Source organism: Arthrobacter sp. Soil764 (genome assembly GCF_001428075.1).
Taxonomy (GTDB): domain Bacteria; phylum Actinomycetota; class Actinomycetes; order Actinomycetales; family Micrococcaceae; genus Arthrobacter.
Window position 1 is genome coordinate 593131 of sequence record NZ_LMSI01000020.1, and the last position, 24534, is coordinate 617664.

Annotated in this window: 23 protein-coding genes and 1 riboswitch; of the genes, 20 read left to right on the forward strand and 3 right to left on the reverse strand. The window is 67.0% G+C overall.

The window, feature by feature from the left end:
• The first annotated feature begins 14 nt into the window (after window positions 1-14).
• Together smc and ftsY are read left to right on the forward strand one after the other, a co-directional pair.
• Window positions 15-3602 carry a chromosome segregation protein SMC gene (gene smc, locus ASG86_RS14085; RefSeq protein ID WP_056335359.1) on the forward strand — a complete coding sequence of 1196 codons (3588 nt, stop codon included), beginning with the start codon at window positions 15-17 and terminating at the stop codon, window positions 3600-3602.
• Between the two features lie 101 nt (window positions 3603-3703).
• Window positions 3704-4909, forward strand: coding sequence for a signal recognition particle-docking protein FtsY (ftsY, locus tag ASG86_RS14090; protein WP_056335362.1), 1206 nt, complete (start codon window positions 3704-3706; stop codon window positions 4907-4909).
• Between the two features lie 38 nt (window positions 4910-4947).
• On the opposite strand, the gene ASG86_RS14095 is transcribed toward ftsY, so the two are convergent.
• Complete coding sequence (locus ASG86_RS14095) at window positions 4948-6189, reverse strand: MFS transporter (protein ID WP_056335364.1); 1242 nt, start codon at window positions 6187-6189, stop codon at window positions 4948-4950.
• 226 nt (window positions 6190-6415) lie between these two features.
• On the opposite strand from ASG86_RS14095, the gene ASG86_RS14100 reads away from it, so the two are divergent.
• Window positions 6416-7777, forward strand: coding sequence for an ammonium transporter (locus tag ASG86_RS14100; RefSeq protein ID WP_056335367.1), 1362 nt, complete (start codon window positions 6416-6418; stop codon window positions 7775-7777).
• Entirely contained in the window at window positions 7774-8112 is a 339-nt protein-coding gene (locus tag ASG86_RS14105; RefSeq protein ID WP_056335370.1) for a P-II family nitrogen regulator, read from the forward strand. Before ASG86_RS14100 ends, ASG86_RS14105 begins: the two co-directional genes overlap by 4 nt.
• Before the next feature lie 106 nt (window positions 8113-8218).
• Here ASG86_RS14105 and ASG86_RS14110 read toward each other — a convergent pair whose 3' ends face one another.
• Window positions 8219-9622 (reverse strand): glucose-6-phosphate dehydrogenase, encoded by a 1404-nt coding sequence (locus ASG86_RS14110; protein WP_056335373.1) that lies wholly within the window; start codon window positions 9620-9622, stop codon window positions 8219-8221.
• Window positions 9623-9706: 84 nt separating this feature from the next.
• Here ASG86_RS14110 and ffh point away from each other — a divergent pair, with 84 nt between their 5' ends.
• Window positions 9707-11290, forward strand: coding sequence for a signal recognition particle protein (gene ffh / locus ASG86_RS14115; protein ID WP_056335376.1), 1584 nt, complete (start codon window positions 9707-9709; stop codon window positions 11288-11290).
• Window positions 11291-11395: 105 nt separating this feature from the next.
• Window positions 11396-12130, forward strand: a complete 735-nt coding sequence (locus ASG86_RS14120) for an alpha/beta fold hydrolase (RefSeq protein ID WP_056335378.1) — start codon at window positions 11396-11398, stop codon at window positions 12128-12130.
• Here ASG86_RS14120 and thiC read toward each other — a convergent pair.
• Window positions 12127-13953, reverse strand: coding sequence for a phosphomethylpyrimidine synthase ThiC (gene thiC, locus ASG86_RS14125; protein ID WP_156386188.1), 1827 nt, complete (start codon window positions 13951-13953; stop codon window positions 12127-12129). The genes ASG86_RS14120 and thiC overlap by 4 nt on opposite strands.
• Window positions 13949-14056, reverse strand: a riboswitch (TPP riboswitch). It overlaps the preceding gene by 5 nt.
• Window positions 14057-14135: 79 nt before the next feature.
• On the opposite strand from thiC, the gene ASG86_RS14130 reads away from it, so the two are divergent.
• The 14 genes from ASG86_RS14130 to ASG86_RS14195 all read left to right on the forward strand — a co-directional run bounded on the left by ASG86_RS14130 (window position 14136) and on the right by ASG86_RS14195 (window position 24519).
• Window positions 14136-15218 carry an amidohydrolase family protein gene (locus ASG86_RS14130; protein ID WP_056335382.1) on the forward strand — a complete coding sequence of 361 codons (1083 nt, stop codon included), beginning with the start codon at window positions 14136-14138 and terminating at the stop codon, window positions 15216-15218.
• 99 nt (window positions 15219-15317) lie between these two features.
• Complete coding sequence (locus ASG86_RS14135) at window positions 15318-16193, forward strand: VOC family protein (protein WP_056335385.1); 876 nt, start codon at window positions 15318-15320, stop codon at window positions 16191-16193.
• Between the two features lie 119 nt (window positions 16194-16312).
• Window positions 16313-16768: a hypothetical protein gene (locus tag ASG86_RS14140; protein WP_056335388.1), complete on the forward strand. Its 456-nt coding sequence runs from the start codon at window positions 16313-16315 to the stop codon at window positions 16766-16768.
• 234 nt (window positions 16769-17002) lie between these two features.
• Complete coding sequence (gene rpsP / locus ASG86_RS14145) at window positions 17003-17425, forward strand: 30S ribosomal protein S16 (RefSeq protein WP_056335390.1); 423 nt, start codon at window positions 17003-17005, stop codon at window positions 17423-17425.
• A 1-nt stretch (window position 17426) separates the two neighbouring features.
• On the forward strand, window positions 17427-17669 hold the full coding sequence (locus ASG86_RS14150; RefSeq protein WP_018759999.1) for an RNA-binding protein: 243 nt from the start codon (window positions 17427-17429) through the stop codon (window positions 17667-17669).
• A gap of 120 nt (window positions 17670-17789) precedes the next feature.
• Window positions 17790-18338, forward strand: coding sequence for a ribosome maturation factor RimM (gene rimM, locus ASG86_RS14155; protein ID WP_056335572.1), 549 nt, complete (start codon window positions 17790-17792; stop codon window positions 18336-18338).
• On the forward strand, window positions 18339-19151 hold the full coding sequence (gene trmD, locus ASG86_RS14160) for a tRNA (guanosine(37)-N1)-methyltransferase TrmD (RefSeq protein WP_056335393.1): 813 nt from the start codon (window positions 18339-18341) through the stop codon (window positions 19149-19151). It begins immediately after the preceding gene.
• Between the two features lie 236 nt (window positions 19152-19387).
• The gene (gene rplS, locus ASG86_RS14165) at window positions 19388-19747 is read left to right on the forward strand and encodes a 50S ribosomal protein L19 (RefSeq protein ID WP_018768283.1); all 360 of its coding nucleotides are present in this window, start codon (window positions 19388-19390) and stop codon (window positions 19745-19747) included.
• A gap of 84 nt (window positions 19748-19831) precedes the next feature.
• Window positions 19832-20509 (forward strand): signal peptidase I, encoded by a 678-nt coding sequence (gene lepB / locus ASG86_RS14170; RefSeq protein WP_056335396.1) that lies wholly within the window; start codon window positions 19832-19834, stop codon window positions 20507-20509.
• Window positions 20510-21325: a signal peptidase I gene (gene lepB, locus ASG86_RS14175; protein ID WP_056335399.1), complete on the forward strand. Its 816-nt coding sequence runs from the start codon at window positions 20510-20512 to the stop codon at window positions 21323-21325.
• 32 nt (window positions 21326-21357) lie between these two features.
• A complete protein-coding gene (locus tag ASG86_RS14180) occupies window positions 21358-22131 on the forward strand; it encodes a ribonuclease HII (RefSeq protein ID WP_442854304.1) in 774 nt (257 codons plus the stop codon).
• Between the two features lie 49 nt (window positions 22132-22180).
• The gene (locus ASG86_RS14185; protein ID WP_056335405.1) at window positions 22181-22507 is read left to right on the forward strand and encodes a DUF2469 domain-containing protein; all 327 of its coding nucleotides are present in this window, start codon (window positions 22181-22183) and stop codon (window positions 22505-22507) included.
• 111 nt (window positions 22508-22618) lie between these two features.
• Entirely contained in the window at window positions 22619-22975 is a 357-nt protein-coding gene (locus ASG86_RS14190) for a YraN family protein (RefSeq protein WP_056335408.1), read from the forward strand.
• The gene (locus ASG86_RS14195; RefSeq protein ID WP_056335411.1) at window positions 22975-24519 is read left to right on the forward strand and encodes a YifB family Mg chelatase-like AAA ATPase; all 1545 of its coding nucleotides are present in this window, start codon (window positions 22975-22977) and stop codon (window positions 24517-24519) included. Before ASG86_RS14190 ends, ASG86_RS14195 begins: the two co-directional genes overlap by 1 nt.
• Window positions 24520-24534 lie beyond the last annotated feature (15 nt).

Sequence of the window (24534 nt, forward strand, 5' to 3'; positions counted from 1 at the left end):
AGACCAGAACAGCCTTGCACCTCAAAAGCCTCACCGTCCGGGGGTTCAAGTCCTTTGCCTCTGCCACCACCTTCGACTTCGAACCCGGCGTCACCGCCGTGGTGGGTCCCAACGGATCCGGCAAGTCCAACGTGGTGGACGCTTTGGCCTGGGTGATGGGCGAGCAGGGGGCCAAGACCCTCCGTGGCGGCAAGATGGAGGACGTCATTTTTGCCGGGACGTCAGGGCGGCCGCCCCTGGGACGCGCCCATGTTTCGCTGACCATCGACAACACCGACGGCGCGCTCCCCATCGAATACAGCGAAGTGACCATTTCGCGGACGCTGTTCCGGACAGGCGGCTCCGAATATGCCATCAACGGGGCCGGCTGCCGGCTGCTTGATATCCAGGAACTCCTGTCCGACTCCGGGCTGGGCCGGGAAATGCATGTCATCGTGGGCCAGGGCCAGCTGGACCGTGTACTGCATGCCACCCCGGAGGACCGGCGCGGATTCATTGAAGAGGCCGCGGGGATCCTCAAGCACCGCCGCCGCAAGGAACGGACGGTCCGGAAGCTGGAGGCCATGCAGGCCAACCTCCAGCGCCTTACCGACCTCACCGGGGAAATCCGGCGCCAGCTGACACCCTTGGGAAAACAGGCGGAAGTGGCCCGCCGTGCCCAGCGCGTCCAGTTCGACGTCAGGGATGCCCGGGCCCGGCTGCTCGCCGATGACCTCGTCCAGCTGCAGCAGGCGCTGGAGCAGGACGTGGCGGACGAGGCCGCGCTCAAAGCCCGGCGGACCGCCGTCGGGCAGGAACTCGAAGCCGGGCGCAGGCAGCAGGCAGCGCTGGAGCAGCTGGCGGCCGAAGCCACGCCCCGTCTCAACGCCGCCCGGGACACCTGGTACCGGCTCTCCACCGCACGCGAACGTCTTCGGGCGCTCGGTTCGCTGGCCACCGAACGCAGCCGCCTGCTGGGTTCCGAAGACACCGTGCCGCCTTCCGGCCGGGATCCCGAACAGCTCGAGCGCCAGGCAGCCAGTGTGCGGCAGGAGCTGGCTGAGCTTGAACAGGATATCCAGGCCAGGCGCGCCGCACTGGACACCGCAAGCGCCGCCAAGGCGGCAGCAGAGCAGGCTGCCCAGGCCGAGGACCGGCGGCTTACGGCGCAGCTCCGGGCAGCAGCGGACCGGCGGGAGGGCCTGGCCCGCCTGGCCGGACAGGTAGCCGCCGCGAGGTCCCGGGTGGAGTCCGCGCAGGCGGAACTGGGCCGGTTGCGGGAATCACTTGCCGCCGGCACGGAACGGCGTGCCCGCGCCCAGGCTGAGTTCACGGCCCTGGAAAACCAGGTGGCCGGCGTGGAGGAAGGGGAGGAATCCCTGGACGCCGACTATGAGGCCGCCGGCGAAGCACTGGACACGGTCCTTGAGGAGATCGCCGGCTTCAAGGCTGCCGTTAACGAGGGAGTCCGCAAGCGGGACGCCCTGGCCGCCCGGCTCGAGGCTCTTAAGCTCGGACTGGACCGCAAGGATGGCGCCCGGCACGTGCTGGAGTCGGGGCTGCCGGGAGTGCTGGGCACCCTGGCGGCCGGGATCATAGTGCAGGGCGGTTATGAGCCGGCAATCGCCGCCGCGCTGGGGGAGGCATCCGAGGCAGTCCTCGTCCAGGACCAGGACACGGCGGCCGCAGTCCTGCAGATGCTCAAGGATGACGACGCGGGGCGGGCGTCGCTGCTCCTGGCATCGGCCGTGGCGGTCCACCCGGAGGACGGGCAGGACGTGCCGTTGCCGGACGGAGCGCAATGGGCTGCTGACCTGGTGGACGGGCCTGACGGGCACATCCCCCTGGTCCGGCACCTGCTGTCCGGGACCGCCGTCGTCACAGGCGTCGATGCCGCGGCAGCGCTCGTGGCATCGCAGCCCGGGCTCACCGCCGTCACCCCCGAGGGGGACGTGTTCACCGCCGTATCCACTGCCGGCGGTTCGGCCAAGGCACCGTCCCTCCTTGAGGTGCAGGCGGCAGTGGACGACGCCGGCCGGGGCCTTTCGGCGGTCACGGCGGACCTGGAGCGGAACAGGTTCGCCCTGGCCGCCGCCGAGGCCCGGCGCGCCGGGGCGCAGGAGGCGGCAGACGCTGCCCTGGACAGGCTGCACGATTCCGATGCCCGCCTGGCCGCCGTCGCCGAACGCCTGGGACACCTCAACTCGGTCCTGCGCAGCGCCGTCGGCGAGAGTGAGCGCCTGGCAGCCTCCCTGGCACGTGCGGAGGAGAACGTTGCCGCGGAGGAGGAAGCGCTCGCTGCCATCACCGCCCGGCTGGCCGCTGCCCAGGAAGCTCCCGTTGAAGAGGAGCCCTCCACCGAACAGCGGGACGCGCTGGCCCATGCCGCAGCCGCCGCCCGCGCAGCGGAAGTGGAGGCGCGGTTGTCCCTGCGCAGTGCCGAAGAACAACTGGCGGCCACCCGCAACAGGGTGGCATCCCTTGAGCGGGCCGCCGCCACCGAACGCCGCGCCCGGGAGGAAGCGGCCCAGCGCGCCCGGCGCCGCCGCATCCAGGCCAGGCGTGCCGCCGCGGTATCCGCAGCCGTGGACATGGCACTGCGGTACGTGGACGTCTCCGTGGACCTCGCCCGGCACGAACGGGACCTGGCCGAGGAAAACCGCGAACAGCGTGACCGTGGGCTGCGGGACATCCGGGAAGCGAACGACGCGCTGGCCCGCGAGTTGGCAGACCTCACCGACAACGTGCACCGGGACGAGCTGGCCCGGGCCCGGCAGCGTGCCAGGATCGAGGCGGTGGAAACCCGGTCCGTGGACGAACTGGGCATCACCCCCGAAGCCCTGGTGGCGGAGTTCGGGCCGCAGGTCCCGGTACCCGTGCCCGCGGCGGAGTCCGGCGACAAGTGGGCGGCACTGCGCGCTCCCGTTGACGCCGGCGGGGAAGAGATCCTGGAAGGGAAGCCCTACGTCCGGCAGGAGCAGGAGAAGCGTCTGCGCAAGGCCGAACGGGACCTCGCGAGCCTGGGCAAGGTGAACCCCTTGGCGCTGGAGGAATTCGCGGCGCTGGAGGAACGACACCAGTTCCTCAGCACCCAGCTTGAGGACCTGAAGGCCAGCCGCCGGGACCTGCTGGACATCATCAAGGAAGTGGATGACCGGGTCCAGCGCGTCTTCGCCGAAGCGTTCGAGGACACCCAGGCCCAGTTCGTGCGCGTTTTCGAGCGGCTCTTTCCCGGCGGCGAAGGCCGTCTGGTCCTCACCGATCCGGAGGACATGCTCACCACAGGCATCGAGGTGGAGGCCCGTCCTGCCGGGAAGAAGATCAAACGGCTGTCACTGCTGTCCGGCGGGGAGCGGTCCCTGACCGCGGTGGCCCTGCTGGTGGCCATCTTCAAGGCGCGGCCCTCCCCGTTCTACGTTATGGACGAGGTGGAGGCGGCGCTGGACGACACCAACCTCGGCCGGCTGATCACCATCTTCGAGGAACTCCGGGAGTCCAGCCAGCTCATCGTGATCACCCACCAGAAACGGACCATGGAGGTGGCGGACGCGCTGTACGGCGTGACCATGAGGGGGGACGGCGTCTCCACGGTCATCAGCCAGCGCCTGGGCGCCGAGGTGTAGCAGCGGCGGAAGATCAGCCAGCCGGCGGCCGCCCCATAGGGGCAGGTCAGGGGCGCACTGGGCGCCGGAACCGGCAGGGCCGTTTGTGAGAAGCTAGGGGAGTGAATGACATCCTTCCCATTGTCCTGTCCATTCTTGCTGCGCTGGTGGTCATCGGCGGGCTGATTCCGGTCCTGCTCAAGACGCGGAGGAACATCACCCGGTACCCCGGCACCCGGGACGCCAACGACCCCGAGATCCGATCCGGCGGCAGCACCGCGGTGGCGGACCGCACCGGCACCATTGAACGCGGAACCCCGGCGGGTGTGGACGTCGAGGGGCTGGACACCACCACGGTTCCGGATGACGCTGCCGGGCTGGAAACCATCCCTGTCGAAACCCCGCTGCCGGTCGCGGGACGCCTCACCCGGCTCCGCGAGCGGCTGGTCCGCTCCAACAACATCATGGGGAAGGGCCTGCTGGCGCTGCTGTCCAGCGACCGGATCGACGAGAGCGTCTGGGACGAGGTGGAGGAAACACTCCTGCTCGCGGATCTGGGCACCGAACCCACCATGCAACTGGTGGATGCCCTGCGGGAACGGGTCAAGGTGCTGGGCACCCGGACCCCCGAACACGTTAAGGCCATGCTCCGCGAGGAACTGATCAAGCTCGTGGACCCCTCCATGGACCGCGGCCTGAATGTCCAGCGGCATGCGGACAAGCCCGCCGTGATGATGGTGGTGGGCGTGAACGGCGTGGGCAAGACCACCACCGTGGGGAAGCTGGCCCGCGTGCTGGTGGCCGAGGACAAGGACGTCCTGCTGGGCGCCGCTGACACCTTCCGCGCCGCCGCGGCCGAACAGCTGGCCACATGGGGGCAGCGCGTCGGCGTTCCCACCGTGAAGTCGGACATCGACGGCGCCGACCCCGCCTCCGTTGCCTATGAGGCCGTGAAGGCCGGCATTGAGCAGGAAGTGGACGTCGTCATGATTGACACCGCCGGGCGCCTGCAGAACAAGGTAGGCCTGATGGACGAGCTGGGCAAGGTCAAGCGTGTCGTGGAGAAGCTGGCCGACGTCGACGAAGTCCTGCTGGTGCTGGATGCCACCACCGGCCAGAACGGCCTGAACCAGGCACGGGTCTTCTCAGAGGTGGTCAACATCACGGGCATCGTGCTGACCAAGCTGGACGGAACCGCCAAAGGCGGCATCGTCGTCGCCATCCAGAAGACCCTTGGCGTGCCGGTCAAACTCATCGGACTGGGCGAAGGCGCGGACGACCTGGCCCCGTTCGACACCGAAGGCTTTGTCGACGCCCTGCTGAATTAGCAGGGCAAGGCCCGGGGCCGGAAGCCCATGGGGGAAGGCTAGGAAGCGGCCGTCCGCAGGGATTCGCGGGTGGGCAGCCAGCCGGCGGCGGCCAGGAGCATGATGCCGCCGGTCACGCCGAAAGCCCAGCCGAACCCCAGTCGGTCCGCGAGCAGCCCGGCCGCCACCGGGCCAACGATCGCTCCGACGTCGGACGTCATCTGGTAGACGGCCAGCACCTTGCCGCCGGAACGCGTGTTGCCAACGACATCCGCCACGGCGGCCTGCTGGGCCGGGCCGAAAAGGCCGGACCCGACGCCGGCCAGCGTCGATGCCGCAAGGAACCAGGGCAGGTCGGAAGTAATGCCGATCGCCGCCGTTGACAAGGCTGCCACCAGCAGGCCGGAGACCATCATGGGCTTGCGTCCCAGCGAGTCCGCCAGCCGCCCCGAAAAGGTGAGCGCGGCGGCATTCCCGGCAGCAAACACGGCCAGTGCCAGTCCGGCCGCCTGCGGGCCTGCCCCGAAGGCCGCGGCGGCGAACAGCGGCACCGTTGCCATCCGGACGCCAAACGTGGCCCAGCCGTTGGCAAAGCTGGACAGGAGGGCCGACCGGTACGTTCCGGCAGCCAGGGCTTCGCCAAAGCGCATGTCCGGCGGACGGTGCCGGGCCTCGCCCCCGTCCCGGCGCTGATGGCTGAGCTGGGTCTGCACCACGAACGCGGCAACCAGCAGGGCCGCCGCGTAGGCAAGGAACGGGACCCGCAGGCCCAGCCCCGCCAGCAGGCCGCCCACAATCGGCCCGCACACATTCCCGATCAGGAAAGCGGACGCGTAGGCGCCTGACACCCTTCCCCTGCTCTTGGGCGGCGCCAGCCGGACCACCAGGGCCATCGACGCCACTGTGAACATCACGGACCCGGCCCCGCCAAGTCCCCGGAACAGCAGCAGCTGCCAGTAGTCCTGCGCGAACGCGCATGCCGCCGTCGACAATGCCACGATCAAGAGCCCTGCCACATAGACCGGACGCTCTCCGCGCTTGCCGATCAAGGCACCGCCGGCGGGCGCAAACGCCAGGCGCATGAAGGCAAAAATTGCCACGATGACCGCAGCCTCAGTGTTTCCCACCCCGAAGGTTGTTGCGAACTGGGGCAATACAGGCGCAACGAGCCCGAATCCAAGTGCAATGAGGAACGCGGCGGCCAGCATCACCTTGATGTCGCGGGGAAGCTTTTCCCGCTGCGGCCTCAGCCGGGCCAGAAACCTCGAGGTGGCACCACTTTCGCGGGGTGTTGCCGTCATGGTGCAGGAGTCCTTGCAGGAAAGGGAGCCGGGTGGCTGCGCGGGTGCGGAAACATAACCGTAACAAGGCGGATATGCACCATTTACTTCCTTGAGGTTGTTGTAACAGGCCGGCAATCTAAATCCTCCGCAGGCGAAACACGCCGCCCACAAACTCTTTACAGGACGCAAAAAGGCGTTGGCAGGCGGAGTAGTCCGCAAGATTCGATGAGAGAGGACGTGCACCATGGAACTTACCGCAGGTCACGTTTGGGTCATGGTGGCGGCAGCCCTTGTGCTGTTCATGACACCCGGTCTGGCATTTTTCTACGGCGGCATGACCCGCGCCAAGGCAGCCCTGAACATGATGATGATGAGCTTCATCTCCATCGGCATGGTGGGCGTTGTCTGGGTGCTGTGGGGCGCCTCCATGAGCTCCGGTGAAGGATTCCTGGAAATCGTGGGCAACCCGTTCGCCACGTTCGGCCTGGAGGGCATCACCACCCCTGACGGCCTGATCAAGGTGGGCTACGCCGCCACCTTCGCCATCATTACGGTTGCGTTGATCAGCGGCGCCATCGCCGACCGCGCCAAGTTCGGCGCCTGGTCCGTCTTCGTCCCCGTGTGGGTCACCCTGGTGTACTGCCCGCTGGCCTACATGGTGTGGGGCGGCGGTCTCTTCGGCCCAGAAGGAGCCATCGGCAAGGCCCTCGGCCCCGCCATCGACTTCGCCGGCGGTACCGTGGTCCACATCAACGCAGGTGTGGCAGCGCTCGTCCTCGTCCTGATCATCGGCAACCGCAAGGGCTTCGGCAAGGACCCGAACCACCGCCCGCACAACATCCCGTTCGTCATGCTCGGCGCGGCCATCCTCTGGTTCGGCTGGTTCGGCTTCAACGGCGGCGCGGCCACCACCGCCGAACAGGGCGGCCTGATCTGGATCAACACCCTCGCAGCCCCGGCGGCGGCCATGCTCGGCTGGCTGGTCACCGAACGCATCCGCGACGGCCACCCCACCTCCCTGGGCGCAGCCTCCGGTGTTGTTGCGGGCCTCGTCGCCATCACCCCCGCCTGCGCCAACGTCAGCCCGGTCGGAGCCCTCGGCCTCGGCGTGGTGGCCGGTGTAGCCTCCGCCCTGGCAGTCGGCCTCAAGTTCCGCTGGGGCTTTGATGACTCGCTGGACGTGGTCGGCGTCCACCTGGTTTCGGGCATTATCGGCACCGTGGCCCTGGGCTTCATCGCACTGCCCACGGACGGTGTCGGCGGCGGACTCTTCTACGGCGGCGGACTGACCCAGCTCTGGGCGCAGCTCGCGGCAGCCGGCATCGCCATCGCATACTCCGCGGTCCTGACGGCCATCATTGCGCTGGCCATCCACAAGACCATGGGCTTCCGGGTTTCGCAGGAACAGGAAACGGTGGGTGTGGACCTCAGCCTGCACGCCGAGACTGCCTACGAGTTCGGCCTGAGCGGCCACGGCGGAAGCTTCCAGCCGCTGCACGACATGATCACGGGCAAGGGCCAGGGCGAGCCGCACGAGCCGGTCCAGGCAGCGCCGGGTGCACAGAAGTCACAGTCAGCAACAGGTAAGGAAAGCGTGGGGGCATGAGACTGATTACTGCAATCATCAGGCCGGAAAAGCTCGAAACCGTCAGGGAAGGACTGGAAGCCTACGGCGTCCAGGGCCTCACCGTCAGCGCCGCCAGCGGATACGGGCGGCAGCGCGGCTACACCGAGGTCTACCGCGGAGCCGAATACAACGTGGACCTCCTGCCCAAGATCCGGGTGGAAGTCCTTGCCACGGACGAGCAGGCCGACGACATCCTGGACGTGATCATTGCCAGCTCCAATACCGGCAGGGCCGGGGACGGCAAGGTCTGGACCATGGATGTCCATGAAGCAGTAAGGGTCCGGACCGGGGAGCGCGGAGTGGCCGCCATCTAGCCAGGACCCACATGCGGAACGGCAGACGGGACGGGCGGGAACCGAAAGGTTCCTGCCCGTCCCGTCTGTCGTTAAAGGTGCCCTTGCCGCCCGGGCCGGGGGCTGCTCAGCCCTTGCGCCGGTTGGTGGGCCATGATGCCGGGCCGGCCGAACCGGCGTCGTACTCTTCAAGCGGGACATCCCCTTGCTCCCACGCCTTGAGCACCGGCTCGACGATCCGCCAGCAGTCCTCCGCGGTGTCACTGCGGACGGACAGCAACGGGTCGCCGGTCAGCACGCCCTCCAGCACTTCGCCGTACGGCAGGAGGTCGGATGCACTCAGTTCCGCTTCCAGGGACACACGGCCCAGGCTGAAGATGTTCCCGGGGCCGTTGACGTCGACGTCGAACTCCAGCGTGTCCGGGCCGAATCCGATCCGGAGCTGGTTGGGGGAGTCCACGCCGGTGAAGCCCTGGGGCAGGTGAGGCACCGGCAGAAAGGTGACCACCGCTTCCTTGCGTTTGTCCCCCAGGGCCTTGCCCGAGCGGAGGATGAAGGGCACGCCCTGCCAGCGCCAGTTGTCGATGCCCACCTGGATTTCGGCGAGTGTTTCCGTTTCCCGTCCGGGGTCCACGCCTTCCTCCCTGGCATAGTCGGGGACGTCCTTGCCTGCCACTGAACCGGCCGTGTAGCGCGCCCTGCGCGTTGATTCGGTGAAGGGGGCTTTGACGCTGCTGGCCCGCAGGACGGTGGAGACGGCGTCGCGGAGGTCGCGCTCGCCGATGGTGGCCGGGGGTTCGATGGCCATGATCGCCATGACCTGCAGGAGGTGGCTCTGGATCATGTCGCGGAGGGCCCCGGCGCCGTCGTAGTAGCGCGCGCGGCCCTCCAGGGCCAGGTCCTCGTCAAAGAAGATCTCCACCTTCTCCACGTGCTGCCGGTTCCACACCGGCTCCAGGAAGTTGTTGGCGAACCGCAGGCCCAGGATGTTCAGGACTGTGGCCTTGCCCAGGAAGTGGTCCACCCGGTGGATGTGGTCCTCGGGGACAAGCCGGGCCAAAGTCCGGTTGAGGGACCGTGCGGATTCCTCGCTGGAGCCGAAGGGCTTTTCCATCACCAGGCGCGTGCCTTCCGGAACCTCCTCCGGCTGGAGCGTTTCGCAGGCCGCCTGGCTGATCCTGGGCGGCAACGCAAAGTAGACCGCCACCGGGCCTTCCAGTCCCTTGAGCAGGGCTGCGAGGGCACCCTTGGCCGTGACGTCCACCTGGTGGTACACGGTCTCCTTTTGCAGCAGCTCGAGGGAGTCCTTCCCCGGCCTGTCCGCTGCGCCCGCTGCAGCCCCGAACGATGACTGGACCCGCTCCCGCCATTGTTCCGGCGTCCACGGATCCGAACCGGCACCCACCAGGGTGAGGCCCTCCGCACGGCCTGCCGCGACCAGCCGCGCCAGGCCCGGCAGCAGGAGCCGGCCGGTGAGGTCGCCCGAGGCACCGAGGATGAGCAGGGTCTTCACTGTTGTTTGGCTCGTCATTTTGCCAGCATGCCACCTACCGTGCCTGACTTGATACCCTAGATAGTCGAGTCCCGATCATCCACTGAAAGAAGTGCACGTCGCGTGTTCAATTCACTCTCTGACCGGTTGACAGCAACCTTCAAGAATCTCCGCGGTAAAGGCAGGCTCACCGAGGCCGACGTCGATGCCACCGTTCGGGAGATCCGCCGCGCCCTTCTGGACGCCGATGTTGCCGTTCCCGTGGTGCGTGAGTTCACTGGCCGGGTCCGTGAACGCGCGCTGGGTGCCGAGGTCTCGGCTGCACTGAACCCCAGCCAGCAGATCGTCAAGATCGTCAACGAGGAACTCCAGGAGATCCTCGGCGGCGAAACCCGGCGGATCCGGCTGGCCAAGAACGGGCCCACCGTCATCATGCTCGCCGGCCTCCAGGGTGCCGGCAAGACCACCCTGGCCGGCAAGCTGTCCAAGTGGCTGAAGGCCCAGGGCCACAGCCCCATGCTGGTGGCCTGTGACCTGCAGCGCCCCAACGCCGTCACCCAGCTCCAGGTGGTGGGCCAGCGCGCCAACGTGCCTGTCTTCGCCCCGCACCCCGGAGCCACCTCCACCGAGCTGGACCAGCCCGCAGGCGACCCCGTCGCCGTCGCCCGTGCCGGCGTCGAGGAAGCACGCCAGAAGCTGCACGATGTCGTCATCGTCGACACGGCCGGCCGCCTGGGCGTGGACGCCGACATGATGGAACAGGCGCGCCAGATCCGCCGGGCCATCGTGCCCAACGAAGTGCTGTTCGTCATCGATTCGATGATCGGCCAGGACGCCGTGAACACGGCGCTTGCCTTCGATGAAGGCGTGAACTTCACCGGCATCGTGCTGTCCAAGCTCGACGGCGACGCCCGCGGCGGTGCCGCGCTTTCGGTCGCGTCGGTCACCGGCAAGCCGGTCATGTTCGCCTCCACCGGCGAAGGTTTGGATGATTTCGAACTCTTCCACCCGGACCGGATGGCTTCCCGCATCCTGGACATGGGCGACATCCTCACGCTCATCGAACAGGCCGAAAAGGCCTGGGACAAGGATGAAGCCGCCCGGATGGCGAAGAAGTTCGCCGACCAGGAAGACTTCACCCTCGAGGACTTCCTGGCCCAGATGCAGCAGATCCGCAACATGGGCTCCATGAAGAAGATGCTCATGATGATGCCGGGTGCACAGAACATCCGGCAGCAGCTGGAGCAGTTCGACGAGCGCGAGATCGACCGCGTCGAGGCAATCGTCCGCTCCATGACACCGCACGAGCGGCTTGCACCGAAGATCATCAACGGCTCACGGCGGGCCCGCATCGCCCGCGGCTCCGGCGTCCACGTCTCCGAGGTCAACGGCCTCCTGGAGCGCTTCGCCCAAGCCCAGAAGATGATGAAGAAGATGGCCCAGGGCGGCATGCCGGGAATGCCCGGGATGCCCGGGCTGCCCGGTGCCGGCGGCGGTGCACGGAAGAACGCCAAGAACGCGCCCAAGAAGAAGGCCAAGTCCGGCAACCCGGCCAAGGCTGCCCAAGAGCGCAAGGAAGCCGAAGCCCGCCGTGCCAACGCTGCGAAGGCACTGCCCACCGGCGCCGCCTTCGGCCAGCAGGGCGGCGACTTCGATCCGTCCCAGCTGAACCTTCCCAAGGGCTTCGACAAGTTCCTCGGCAAATAAGCACACCCGGCCCAACTAAGTAGCAGCAGATGTCGTTATGAAGGCTCAAAACGACATCTGCTGCTACTTACATGGGATGTCAGCGCCGTGGAATAGGGTTGGGACATGTTCAAGCAGAGGGTAGTGTTCGTGCACGGCGCCGGGACTTTTGGCGCCGCTGCGTGGCCGCGCCAGCACGGCATGGCACTGTCCTATGACGCATTGTTCCTCCGCCGGCACGGCTTTGATGCCGTCGCGGAGCCACTGGAATCTTCCTTCGTCGAGGACACCGCCATCATCCTGCGGTCCCTGGCCGACGATGGCCGCGGTGCTGCCGGCGGCCATGTGGTGGCGCACGCCCAGGGCGCCATCGCGGCCATGATGGCCGCCGTTGAACGTCCGGACCTGGTCTTTTCTCTGACGCTCGTGGAGCCGGCCTGCCTCTCCCTGACGGCAGAGCTTCCGGCTACGGCGGCCCACATCAGCCTGATGCAGCCCCTCTTCGACGTCCGCCACCAACTCGGCGACGAAGACTTCCAGCGCGAATTCGTCCGGCGGGTCTTCGCCACGGACCTGCAGCAGCCCGCCACCGTGGAGGAAAAGAGGTCCGCCCGCAGGCTCCGGCTCCAGGCCCCCTCGTGGGAGGCGCCGCTGCACATTGTTCCCGGTGTGCCCACGCTGGTCCTGACCGGCGGGTGGGAGCCGCTCTACGAGGAGATTGCCGGCTACCTGCGGGAGACCGGCGCCCTGCACCGCGTCGCCGCGGGAGGACACCGGCCCCATGACTCACGGGACGGGGACCGGGCCATCCGGCAGTTCATCAGCCAGGTCAGCCGGAGCCAGCCCGCCCGGGCCTCCTAGCTGTCAGCAGGAATCCCGAGTTCCGGCAGGTAGACCTTGCCGCCGGCCGCCAGGAACTCTTCGCTTTTCTCCCGCATCCCTGATGCGACGTTGGCCCGGGCAGCCTGCGCCTCTGCGGAGCCGAATTCGTCCCGGATGTCCTGGCTGATCCGCATGGAGCAGAACTTGGGCCCGCACATGGAACAGAAGTGCGCTGTCTTGGCAGGTTCGGCCGGCAGGGTCTCGTCGTGGAACGCTTCCGCCGTCACCGGGTCCAGGGACAGCGCGAACTGGTCGCGCCAGCGGAATTCAAACCGCGCCTTGGACAAGGCGTCATCGCGTTCGCGCGCACCGGGGTGGCCCTTCGCCAGGTCCGCGGCGTGGGCTGCGATCTTGTAGGTGATGACGCCGGTTTTGACGTCGTCCTTGTTGGGCAGGCCCAGATGCTCCTTGGGCGTGACGTAGCACAGCATGGCCGTGCCGTACCGGGCAATTTCCGTGGCACCGATTGCCGAGGTGATGTGGTCATAGCCGGGAGCAATGTCCGTAACCAGCGGCCCCAGGGTGTAAAAGGGCGCCCCCTTGCACAGTTCCTGCTGCCGCTCGACGTTTTCGCGGACCAGGTGGAAAGGAACGTGTCCGGGTCCCTCCACCATCACCTGCACGTCGTACTCCCACGCGCGCTGGGTGAGTTCGGCGAGCGTGTCCAGTTCCGCGAACTGGGCGGCGTCGTTGGCGTCCGCGGTGGAGCCGGGGCGCAGGCCGTCGCCCAGGGAGAATGAAACGTCGTACTTCGCGAAAATTTCGCACAGCTCGTCAAAGTGCGTGTAGAGGAAGTTCTCCTGGTGGTGGGCCAGGCACCAGCCGGCCATGATGGAGCCGCCGCGCGAGACAATGCCCGTCACCCTGTCGGCCGTCAGCGGCACATAGCGAAGCAGAACCCCGGCGTGGATGGTCATGTAGTCCACGCCCTGTTCGCACTGTTCAATCACCGTGTCCCGGAAGATTTCCCAGGTCAGCGCGTTGGCCTCGCCGTTGACTTTTTCCAGGGCCTGGTAGATGGGAACGGTGCCGATCGGCACGGGGGAGTTGCGGATGATCCATTCCCGCGTGGTGTGGATATCGTCGCCGGTGGACAGGTCCATCACCGTATCCGCGCCCCACTGGGTGGCCCACTGCAGCTTGTCCACCTCCTCGGCGATGGAGCTCGTCACGGCCGAGTTTCCGATGTTGGCGTTGATCTTCACCAGGAAAGCCTTGCCGATGATCATCGGCTCGGACTCCGGATGGTTGATGTTGCTCGGGATGATGGCGCGGCCGGCAGCAAGTTCGCTCCGAACCAACTCCACGTCGCAGTTCTCGCGCAGCGCCACGAAACGCATCTCCTGCGTGATGATTCCCTGCCGGGCATAGTGCATCTGGGTCACGGTCCGGCCGTCGACGGCGCGGCGGGGCACCGGCTGCGCGCCCTTCCACTCCGCCGAGGCAGCACCCCGGCGGACGGCCGAGCGGCCGTCGTCGAGCAGGTTGCGTTCCCTGCCGCTGTAGGCCTCGGTGTCCCCGCGCGCCACGATCCATTCGGCGCGGAAGGGCTGCAGGCCGCGGACGGGGTCGCTTCCGGGCCCGGCAGTGCGGTAGGTCCGGAAAGGTGCGTTCTGCTGCCCGTTGGGTGACGGCTCCAGGGCAATCTCCGTCACCGGCACGCGGATTCCGGACGCGGCGTCGTCGATGAACGCCAATGAATGCGACGCCAGGGACTGCGTCACCTGTGGCAGGGAGTCGGCGCCGGACCTCCCGGCTGACGGCAGGTGGGCAGGGTTCAACTGGGTGTTTTGTGTACTCAAGGGAATACTCACTTCCTTCGCCGGCATTACCCGGACAGGTTCAACGGTCGCAGGCTGCGTCAGCCCGATCTCAGCCCCTGCAAGGGCACCCGTGTGGTCAGGAAAGAAGCTACCACAGGGGCGCGGAAGAGCCTTGTCACATTTGCGGGTGCTAGCCTGTCCGGGCATCGAAAGGAAGCCCGATGGCAGAGATCATTCACTTTCGCGGACCTGTCCTGACCGCACCGGACCGGGTCCGTCATGGACTTTGGTCGGTGGACGGCAAGCTCACGTTCAACCGGCCTGGTGCCGCTCCTGGGCGGGTGCTCGACGGCTGGGTGCTGCCGGGGTTCGCTGACGCCCACTGCCACATCGGACTGGGTCCCGCCGGTCCGGTGGAACCCGCAGTGGCCCGGGACCAGGCGCTGGCCGACCTCAACGCCGGAACCCTGCTGGCCCGCGACGCCGGTTCACCTGCCGATACCCGCTGGATGCAGGGCGGCCGGGACTTCCCGGTGTTGATCCGGGCTGGAAGGCACGTGGCCCGCACGCGCCGCTACCTGCGCGGCTTCGCGGAGGAGGTCGAGCCCGAGGGGCTTGTGGAGGCCGTGCGGAAGCAGGCGCGCGACGGCGACGGCTGGGTCAAGCTGGTGGGGGACTGGATCGACCGGAGCGCCGGTGACCTCGCGCCGTCCTTTCCTGCCGGCGTCGTGCGTGATGCCGTCCAGGCCGCCCATGACGAAGGTGCCCGGGTCACGGCGCATTGCTTCGCCGAGGACACGCTGGACCAGATGCTGGACGCCGGCATCGACTGCATCGAGCACGCCACCGGGCTGCTGCCCCGGCACCTGCCCCGGTTCGCGGAGCAGGATGTGCCGATCGTGCCCACCCTCATCAACATCGCCACCTTCCCCGGGATCGCTGCCCAGGCAGAGGCCAAGTTCCCGCGCTACGCGGCCCACATGCGCTCCCTCTGGGAGCGCCGGCTGGAACGGGTGGCCGAAGCCCACGCCGCCGGGGTGCGCATCTTTGCCGGCACGGATGCCGGCAGCGTGATCCGCCACGGCAGGATCGCCGACGAGATCCTCGCCCTGCACGGCGCGGGCCTGCCCATGGAGGCGGCCCTGGATGCTGCCTGCTGGGCAGCCCGCACCTGGCTGGGAGCGGACAACCTGGCCGAAGGTGCGCGGGCCGACGTCGTGGTGTGCCGGGAAGACCCGCGGGCCGTCCCGGAAACCATCACGGCCCTGGAACATGTGGTGCTGGGCGGCCGCATCATCCGGTGAGCAGAATGAGCCCGGCACTTGGAATAAATTGAAGCTTCAAGTAATTTTAATGTGTGACAGGCCGCCAACGGGACGGCCTCCAATACAAGGAGCCTTCACATGACCGAAGCAGCCAGCAGCCAGGACCTTCTTCCTGCCGACCTCGCCATGGGCACAGTAATGCTCAAGGTCGGTGACATGAAGGTCATGACCGACTACTACCAGCGCGCCCTGGGCCTCGAGGTGGTGGCTGAGCAGGACGGCGGCCTCTACCTTGGCAGGCTCGGCAGGCCGCTGGTCCACCTGGCGCCGGCTCCCGGACTGCACCTTCCCGGCAGGGGGGAAGCGGGCCTGTTCCACACCGCCCTGTTGTTCGAGGACCAGGCTTCCCTCGCCGCCACCATCGCCACCGCCGCCCAGTACGAGCCCCGCTCCTTCACCGGCAGTGCCGACCACCTGGTCAGTGAAGCCTTCTATTTCACCGATCCCGAGGGCAACGGCATTGAACTGTACTGGGACCGGCCCCGCAGCAACTGGTCCTGGAACGGGACGGACGTGGTGATGGACAGCCTCGCGCTTCCGCCGCAGCGCTACCTGGAGCAGCACCTCACCGAGGAGTCCCTCGAGGGCCAGCGGCAGACGTCTGCCGGTGTGGGGCACGTCCACCTGCAGGTGGGAGACGTCCAGACAGCCAGGGATTTCTATGTGGGCACCCTCGGCTTCGAGAAGACGGCAGGCTGGCATGGGCAGGCACTGTTCGTTTCCGCGGGCCGTTACCACCACCACATGGCCATGAACGTCTGGAACAGCCGCGGCGCCGGCCCCCGAAAAGACTCGCTCGGGTTGGGCGAGGTGCTCATCGAGGTTCCCTCCGGTGACGACGTCGGGGCGCTGGCTGACCGTCTCAAAGTCGCCGGGGTTGCCGCCCACCACACCGGTGCGGAGCTCCGGTTCGTGGACCCGTGGCGCAACCGGCTCCGGGTGGCCGTCCGCTGACCGGCTCCGCCGGCTCCGGCGTGCGCGGGCGGGTCCGCAACTACTAGGCTGATTCCGTACGGCCGGGCTGCAGGCAGCGCCCGGCACGCAGCTCCGTCAACGGAAGAAGGGCACCCGCCATGGGCTTCACCGAGATCTTTGTCGCCACCCATGACGCCGCGCTGAAACGCGCCGGCATCCTCGATGAAGGAAGCGGCTCTGCGGCGGACAGCGGGCCCGCGGGCCAGGCGGTGCGGATTCAGGGCATCAGCGATTTCGAAGTCGAACAGTTGGGTGATCTTGCCGGGACTGCGGTACACGCCGGCGGTGCCGACTATGAACTCACCATGGTGGACGTCGCCAGTGATTCCCTCCTTGCCGTTCCGCCGGCCATGGTCCGCGCCCTGGCTGACCTGCTCTCCTATGAGACCGAAGGCGAAGGCAATGTCCTTGACGACGTCGCTGAACAGTGGGCCGGCCAGGAGGATATGCCGTTCGGCGCCGCGCAGGCCCGGACCTATGTGCAGCAGGTGGCCGAACTGGCGGCTTCACTCGACGATTCCGAGCGGACGGGACTGTACGTCTGGTCCGCGTGACCGGGTGATGCCGGTTTGGGTACCCTGCAGTGCGCCAGGGGCGGGCTGCGGCAGCCGGCGTGGCGCGCCAAGTCGAAATAACAGCGCTCATCTGGCACAATAAACAGGTACTCGATCTGCGTGGCCCCTCTCTCCGCGTCCGGATCCTGTCCTTCGAACCCGCAAGTATGGCCCGCCCCACGGGTGCAGAAAGCCGGGTTCACCCCTTTTTCTGAAACAGGAGTGACCACAAAAGTGGCCGTAAAGATTCGCCTTAAGCGCTTCGGCAAGATGCGCGCCCCGTACTACCGCATCGTCGTCGCGGACTCACGCACCAAGCGTGACGGCCGTGCCATCGAGGAAATCGGCAAGTACCACCCCACCGAAGAGCCCTCGTACATCGAGGTCAACTCCGAGCGTGCGCAGTACTGGCTCTCCGTCGGCGCCCAGCCGTCCGAGCAGGTTGCCGCGATCCTGAAGATCACCGGTGACTGGCAGAAGTTCAAGGGCCTGCCGGGCCAGGAAGGCACCCTCAAGACCAAGGTCGAGAAGGAAGCCTTCGTTGCCCCGGAGAAGGGCTCGGTCATCATCCCGGAAGCCATCACCAAGAAGGCCTCCAAGTCTGACGCTGCCGAGGCCCCGGCCGACGCCGAAGCTGAGACCACCGAGGCTGAGTAAATTGCTGGCAGAAGCGCTGGAACACCTGGTCCGCGGAATCGTCGATTCCCCGGATGACGTCAAGGTCAGCTCCAAGAACAACCGCCGCGGGGATACCCTCGAGGTGCGAGTGCATCAGGACGACCTGGGACGGGTGATCGGCCGCCAGGGCCGCACGGCCCGCGCATTGCGCACCGTGGTGGCAGCACTGGCCGGCGGCGAACCGGTGAGGGTCGACGTCGTCGATACCGACCGCCGCCGCTGAGCGCTCGGCAGCATTCAGCTTTTCTCCGGCCCCTTCACCATCAGGTGGAGGGGCCGGAGTGCTTTGACCAACACAGTGCTTTTTCACGAAAACCACCACAACCGGGAAACAGAGGAACAGATGCAGCTTCAGGTGGCACGGATTGGCAAGCCGCACGGCATTCGCGGGGAAGTCACCGTCCAGGTGCTGACCGACGCTCCGGAGGACCGGTTTGTCCCGGGAACGGAATTCGTGGTTGAACCTGCCGCTTCCGGTCCCTTGACCGTGTCCAGTGCGCGGTGGAACAAGGACATCCTGCTGCTCGGCTTCGAGGAGGTGGCGGACCGCAACCAGGCCGAAACCCTCCGCGGCGCCAAGCTGTTCATCGACACCGAAGAACTGGACGCGGACGATGACGATGAAGGGTGGTACGAGCACGAACTCGTCGGCCTCGAGGCCCGTGTAGGGGCGCGGGTGGTGGGCAAGGTGACGGCACTGAACACCATGCCCGTGCAGGACCTGCTCATGGTCACCACCCCGGACGGCAAGGAAATCCTCATCCCATTTGTGGAGCAGATTGTGCCTGAGGTGAATATCGAGGAAGGTTTCATCCTCCTCACCCCGCCGGACGGCCTCTTCGAACTCAACTCCGACGAAGCCGCCGCCCCTGAACCGGAAGGCACGGATTAGATGCGGATCGACGTCGTCAGCATCTTTCCTGACTACCTCGCCCCGCTCGAGCTCTCGCTGATTGGCAAGGCCCGCCAGGACGGGATCCTGGACCTGCACGTCCATGACCTGCGCAGCTTCACCACGGACAAGCACCGGTCCGTCGATGACACCCCGTACGGCGGCGGCGCCGGCATGGTCATGAAGCCCGAGCCCTGGGCGCAGGCTCTCGCCGCAGTGGCGGAGGGGCGTCCGGATCCGGAACGCAAGCCGGTCCTGATCGTTCCATCGCCGGCGGGCGAACGGTTCACGCAGGCCCTCGCCTACGAACTGGCTGAGGAAGAGCATCTGGCGTTTGCATGCGGACGGTATGAGGGCATTGATGAACGGGTCATCGAATGGGCTCAAGGGCACTTCACGGTCCGGCCGGTCAGTCTGGGCGACTATGTGCTGAACGGCGGCGAAGTGGCCGTCCTGGCCATGGTGGAAGCCATTGGCCGCCTGTTGCCCGGCGTCGTGGGCAACCCGGAGTCCCTGGTAGAGGAGTCCCACTCCGACGGGCTCCTGGAGTACCCGGTCTACACCAAGCCCTCCGTGTGGCGCGACCGGGAGGTGCCGCCGGTGCTCCTCAGCGGCAACCACGGCAGGATCGCCCAATGGCGGCGCCACGAGCAGTACCGCCGGACAGCAGAGCGGCGGCCGGACCTCCTGGAAGGGTTCGACGCCGGCACCCTCCCGCGTGCCGACCGCACGGAACTGCACAACCTGGGGTACGACATTGTGGACGGCAGACTGGCCCGCCGGCCGGAGCCGGCGGCCGGGCAACAAAATTAGCGCCCGACGAATTGGCGTAACCCTGCCACTGTGGCAAAATTAACCCTTGTGTCTGCTGGGTCCGCACCTGCCACAGGGGGTAGCGCGGCCAACAGCTGGACAACCGGCCCCATCAACCCTTGAAGCGGCCGGACCATTTTACTTTCGGCGGGGAGACCCGGCATGCCTTGCGGCAGCCGGACTTGCCTGCCGTGACCCAAAGTGAATGACCTGTGGCGTTCACCAGGAGTGCAATCATGCATATTCTCGACTCCGTCGATGCAGCCTCGCTGCGCAACGATGTTCCCGAATTCCGCGCCGGCGACACGCTCAAGGTGCACGTGAACATCATCGAAGGCAAGAACACCCGTGTCCAGGTCTTCCAGGGCTTCGTCCTGGGCCGCCAGGGCGACGGCGTGCGCGAAACCTTCACCGTCCGCAAGGTCTCCTTCGGTGTCGGCGTGGAGCGTACCTTCCCGGTGCACTCGCCGATCATCGAAAAGATCGAGGTTGTCACCAAGGGTGACGTCCGCCGCGCCAAGCTGTACTACATGCGTGCACTGCGTGGCAAGGCTGCCAAGATCAAGGAAAAGCGCGACTTCAGCTCCGCCAAGTAAGTCCTGCCCGGACTTACCGCCAGGCCGGAGCACGGCCGTAGCCGGCACGCGCCGGAGCAATGCCCCAGCGCCAGGATACGGACCATGCACCAGACAGAACGCCAGCCCCGCAAAACGGGCTGGCGTTTTGTTTTACTGGCGGTGGTCCTCGCCGTGGCCATCAGCGGGGTGGTCCGGTCCCTGTGGCTTGACGTCTACTTCATCCCTTCCGAGTCCATGGAGCCGCTGCTCCAGGGCGGGGACCGGATCCTGGTGTCACGCACGGACTTCCAGTCCGAACCCATCCGGCACGGGGACATTGTTGTCTTTGATGGGCGGGGCAGCTTTGCGCCGTTGAACAGCGGCAAGGGTCCGGTGGTGGATGGGGCAGCCGCAGCCATGCAGTGGTTTGGCCTCACCGGCAGTGACACCACCTACGTCAAACGGGTCATCGGCCTCCCCGGCGATACCGTGCTCTGCTGCGACGCCGGTGGCAAGGTTACCGTCAACGGCGAACCCTTGGATGAGCCCTACATCTTCCCCGGGGATGCACCCAGCACGCAGAAGTTCAGCACGCTGGTTCCGGAGGGGAGGCTGTGGCTGATGGGGGACCACCGCTCCGTGTCCGCGGATTCCCGCAGCCTGCTGGGCGCCCCCGGGGGCGGACTGGTTCCGCTGGACCGGGTGATTGGCCGGCCGGTCCAGATCCTTTGGCCGCTTGATAGATTTGCTCCAGTAGCACGGCCGCCCGCATCGGGGCCGACAACACAGAACGGACGGTAAATGCCCGAGAACCACGCGCGGAAACCTGAACCGCGCCACGACGGCGCATCAGAGACGCCCGCCGTTCCAGCTTCCTCGGTGCCCGGCGAATCCCCGGAATCCGTCCAGCGGCGGGACAGAGCATCGAAGGCGGCCGGCAAGTCCAGCGGCAATCCCTTGCTCGGGTGGCTGAGGGAAATCGCCACAGTGGTGGTCATTGCCGTGGTGCTGTCCTTCCTCATCAAGACTTTCCTGTTCCGGGCTTTCTTCATCCCCTCGGAGTCCATGGTGAACACCCTGGACGTCGATGACCGGATCTTCGTCAACCTCCTGGTTCCGGAGCCGTTTGCCCTCAGCCGCGGGGACGTTGTGGTGTTCCGGGACACCAAGGGCTGGCTGCCGCCGGCCCCCGCCAAGGAGCAGGGCCCGTTCACCTGGGTCCAGGACGGCCTGACCTTTGTTGGCCTCCTGCCGGACAATTCGGAGCAGCACCTGGTCAAGCGTGTCATCGGCCTCCCTGGCGACCATGTGGTCTGCTGCGACGCCGGCGGTAAACTGACCATTAACGGGACCGCCATCGACGAGAAATACATCAATCCCGCCGAAGTCCCTCAGATCCGCAACTTTGACGTCACCGTACCGGAAGGCAAGGTGTGGGTGATGGGTGACAACCGGAACCATTCTGCCGATTCCCGTGCCCACATGGAGACTGACGGGGGATTCATCGACCTCAAGGACCTGGAAGGCAAGGCCGCGGTCATCGCCTGGCCGCTGAACCGGATCAAGACCCTGGACAACTACCCGGATGTGTTCCGCAGCGTCCCGGGGGCCCGCTGACCGTGCCTTCCGCAGTACAGGCGCCGGCAGCAGTGAAAGCTTCCCCCGCAGTGAAGGTGCGCTCCGGCTCAAAACCGGCAGCACGTGGCAGCAAGGCTCCCACCCTTCGGCACGAACGGACCTTCAAGACCCAGGGGATACGGCTGCTGGCAGGGGTGGACGAGGTTGGACGTGGTGCCCTCGCCGGTCCTGTCAGCGTGGGTATCGCCGTCGTCGACCTGGAACGCCAAAAGCCGCTTGCGGGCGTGCGGGACAGCAAACTCCTCAGCCCGGCGGAACGGGAACGGCTGGATCCCCTGGTGCGGCGATGGAGTGTCGCTTCAGCCGTGGGGCACGCCTCCGCCGGCGAGATTGATTCGCTCGGCATTATCGCTGCCCTGCGGCTCGCGGGAACCCGGGCCTGGGGCAGTATCCTCGCTGCCGGCGTCGTTCCGGACGCTGTGCTGCTGGATGGAAGCCACAACTGGCTTTCCCCTGCGGAGCAGCTGTCCCTGTTCGACCAGCCCGTTCTCGAGGCCTCCTGTGACGCGCCCGTCCACACCAAGGTCAAGGCGGACATGCAGTGCCTCAGCGTCGCGGCGGCGAGCGTCATTGCCAAGGTGGAACGGGACCGGATGATGCGGGAGCTGCACGGCGAATTTCCCGATTACGGCTGGGACATCAACAAGGGGTACGCCACGGCAGCGCACCGGAACGTCCTCCGTGCCGCGGGCCCCACGCCCTACCATCGGGTCAGCTGGCGGTTGCTCGGCGGGGAACTGCAGGGCGTCGAGGTGCCCGACGCGGAAGAGCCCTGCGAAGACTGACTCCCGCCGCCCGGCGTCAGCCGTGCCGGACATGGTGCAAGATGGAAGCATGAGTGCTGAGGATCTTGAGAACTATGAAACCGACATGGAGCTTCAGCTCTACCGTGAATACCGCGACGTCGTCGGCCTCTTCAGCTATGTCGTCGAGACCGAGCGGCGCTTTTACCTGGCCAACCATGTGGACCTCCAGGCCCGCAGCGCCGATGGCGAGGTCTATTTCGACCTGACCCTCCAGGACGCCTGGGTATGGGATGTGTACCGCTCGGCACGGTTCGTCAAAAGCGTCAGGGTTCTGACCTTCAAGGACGTGAACGTGGAGGAACTGCCCCGCAACGAGGAACTGGCCCTGCCCAAGGACGTCGACCTGGGTAACTAGGATCCTCCGGGGACCTCCTGACTTCCCCTCCACACCGGCCCCTGTCCACATACGGCAGGGGCCTCCTGCCGTCCGCAGCCATCCGCCGCCACGCTGGTTGCGGAGGTAGAAATGAAATCCAAAGACCTGTTGGGCCGGCGGGGCGAAGACCTTGCCGTGGGCTATCTTGAAGCACTGGGCATGCTGGTGGTGGAACGCAACTGGAGGTGTGCGGAGGGCGAGATCGACATCGTCGCCCTCGACGGTGACGCCCTGGTCATCGCCGAAGTTAAAACCCGCCGATCCCTGGACTACGGCCACCCCTTTGAAGCCGTGGGCCCGGAAAAACTGGCCCGGCTGCACCGCCTGGGTGCTGCCTGGTGCCGCGACCGCGAGCTGCGGATGCCCCTGCGCCGCGTTGACGTTGTCGCCGTCGTGGACGACGGCGGCGGGGAACCCGTGGTTGAACACCTCAAGGGGGTGGGGTAATGGCACTCGGGCGGACCTACTCCATCGCCCTCGTTGGGCTTAATGGCTACATGGTGGAAGTCGAGGCGGACATCGGCCAGACTCTTCCGGCCTTCGTCATTCTCGGGCTGCCGGATGCATCCCTGAATGAGGCCAGGGAGCGCATCCGGTCAGCCGCGAAGAACTCCGGGATTCCGCTTAGCCGCAGGAAGATTACCGCGAACCTCATTCCTGCCTCACTGCCCAAGCGCGGCTCGGGCTTCGATCTCGCCGTTACCATGGCCGTGCTCAGGGCAGCGAACGACATCAAGCCCACCGGGCGCACAGTTTTTATCGCTGAATTGGGGCTCGACGGGAGGCTGCGGCCGGTACGGGGCATCCTGCCGGCGGTCATGGCGGCGGTCCAGGCCGGCTATCCGGAAATTGTCGTGGCGCAGGCCAACCTTGCCGAGGCCTCCCTCGTCCCGGGCGCCGAGGTGCGCGGGTACAGTACGCTGGCCCGGCTCGCCCTGGACTTTGGGGCTGACCCGCAGGAGCTCGCACTGGACTTCGAACCCGAGGAGGCCGATGATGCCGGTGACGGCCAGGCCCTGCCCGGCCCATGTCCGGACATGGCAGATGTCTCCGGGCAGGGCGAAGCGCGGAGGGCGTTGGAAGTGGCTGCAGCCGGCGCCCATCACCTGCTCCTCACCGGTCCGCCGGGTGCCGGCAAGACCATGCTCGCGGAGCGGCTCCCCGGCCTCCTGCCGGACCTTGGCGACCACGATTCCATGGAAGTCACAGCCATCCACTCGCTGTGCGGCCTGCCCGGGTCCTCAATGCAACTCCTGCGCCGGCCACCGTTCGAGAACCCCCACCACTCAGCCACCGCGGCGGCCATTATCGGCGGCGGAACGGGGCTGCCCCGGCCTGGCGCTGCATCACGTGCCCACCGGGGCGTGCTGTTCCTTGACGAGGCGCCCGAATACGAACGCCGTGTCCTGGACGCGCTCCGGCAGCCGCTGGAGAGCGGGGAGCTGGTCATCCACCGGTCAGCCGGGACGGCGGCCTATCCGGCCCGCTTCCAACTGGTGCTCGCGGCCAACCCCTGCCCTTGCGGCAAGGCATCGGGCAAGGGTTTGGACTGCACGTGCACCCCGATGATGCGACGCCGGTACCTCGCCAGGATGTCCGGACCCCTGCTGGACCGGGTGGACATTCAGCTACAGGTGGAGCGGGTGTCCCTGGCCGAGTTCGGTCAGGCGGGCGCGGAAGAGGACACCGCGTCAGTGGCGCGGCGTGTCCGGGATGCGCGTGCGCGGCAGACGGAACGGTTGCAGCGCTTCGGCCTGGAGACCAATGCGCAAGTACCCGGGCGCATCCTGCGCGGCGAATTGCGGCTTCCACCGGCCGCAACCCGGATCCTCGACCAGTCCCTGGAACGGGGCGTGCTGACCGCGAGAGGGTATGACCGCGTCCTTCGGCTCGCCTGGACCCTGGCGGATCTCGGTCACCGCGACATACCGGACCCCAATGACATCGGACAGGCTCTGGGCCTGCGCCAGGCTGCGGCGGCCGCGGCATGAGAGAGCAGGATGCGC

Excerpts from the sequence above, each read along its gene's own strand:
- ASG86_RS14095 (WP_056335364.1), bottom strand. The coding sequence starts at position 6,189 with ATGACGGCAACACCCCGCGAAAGTGGTGCCACCTCGAGGTTTCTGGCC.
- ASG86_RS14100 (WP_056335367.1), top strand. The coding sequence starts at position 6,416 with ATGGAACTTACCGCAGGTCACGTTTGGGTCATGGTGGCGGCAGCCCTT.
- ASG86_RS14105 (WP_056335370.1), top strand. The coding sequence starts at position 7,774 with ATGAGACTGATTACTGCAATCATCAGGCCGGAAAAGCTCGAAACCGTC.
- ASG86_RS14110 (WP_056335373.1), bottom strand. The coding sequence starts at position 9,622 with ATGACGAGCCAAACAACAGTGAAGACCCTGCTCATCCTCGGTGCCTCG.
- ASG86_RS14120 (WP_056335378.1), top strand. The coding sequence starts at position 11,396 with ATGTTCAAGCAGAGGGTAGTGTTCGTGCACGGCGCCGGGACTTTTGGC.
- ASG86_RS14130 (WP_056335382.1), top strand. The coding sequence starts at position 14,136 with ATGGCAGAGATCATTCACTTTCGCGGACCTGTCCTGACCGCACCGGAC.
- ASG86_RS14135 (WP_056335385.1), top strand. The coding sequence starts at position 15,318 with ATGACCGAAGCAGCCAGCAGCCAGGACCTTCTTCCTGCCGACCTCGCC.
- ASG86_RS14140 (WP_056335388.1), top strand. The coding sequence starts at position 16,313 with ATGGGCTTCACCGAGATCTTTGTCGCCACCCATGACGCCGCGCTGAAA.
- rimM (WP_056335572.1), top strand. The coding sequence starts at position 17,790 with ATGCAGCTTCAGGTGGCACGGATTGGCAAGCCGCACGGCATTCGCGGG.
- trmD (WP_056335393.1), top strand. The coding sequence starts at position 18,339 with ATGCGGATCGACGTCGTCAGCATCTTTCCTGACTACCTCGCCCCGCTC.
- rplS (WP_018768283.1), top strand. The coding sequence starts at position 19,388 with ATGCATATTCTCGACTCCGTCGATGCAGCCTCGCTGCGCAACGATGTT.
- lepB (WP_056335396.1), top strand. The coding sequence starts at position 19,832 with ATGCACCAGACAGAACGCCAGCCCCGCAAAACGGGCTGGCGTTTTGTT.
- lepB (WP_056335399.1), top strand. The coding sequence starts at position 20,510 with ATGCCCGAGAACCACGCGCGGAAACCTGAACCGCGCCACGACGGCGCA.
- ASG86_RS14185 (WP_056335405.1), top strand. The coding sequence starts at position 22,181 with ATGAGTGCTGAGGATCTTGAGAACTATGAAACCGACATGGAGCTTCAG.
- ASG86_RS14190 (WP_056335408.1), top strand. The coding sequence starts at position 22,619 with ATGAAATCCAAAGACCTGTTGGGCCGGCGGGGCGAAGACCTTGCCGTG.
- ASG86_RS14195 (WP_056335411.1), top strand. The coding sequence starts at position 22,975 with ATGGCACTCGGGCGGACCTACTCCATCGCCCTCGTTGGGCTTAATGGC.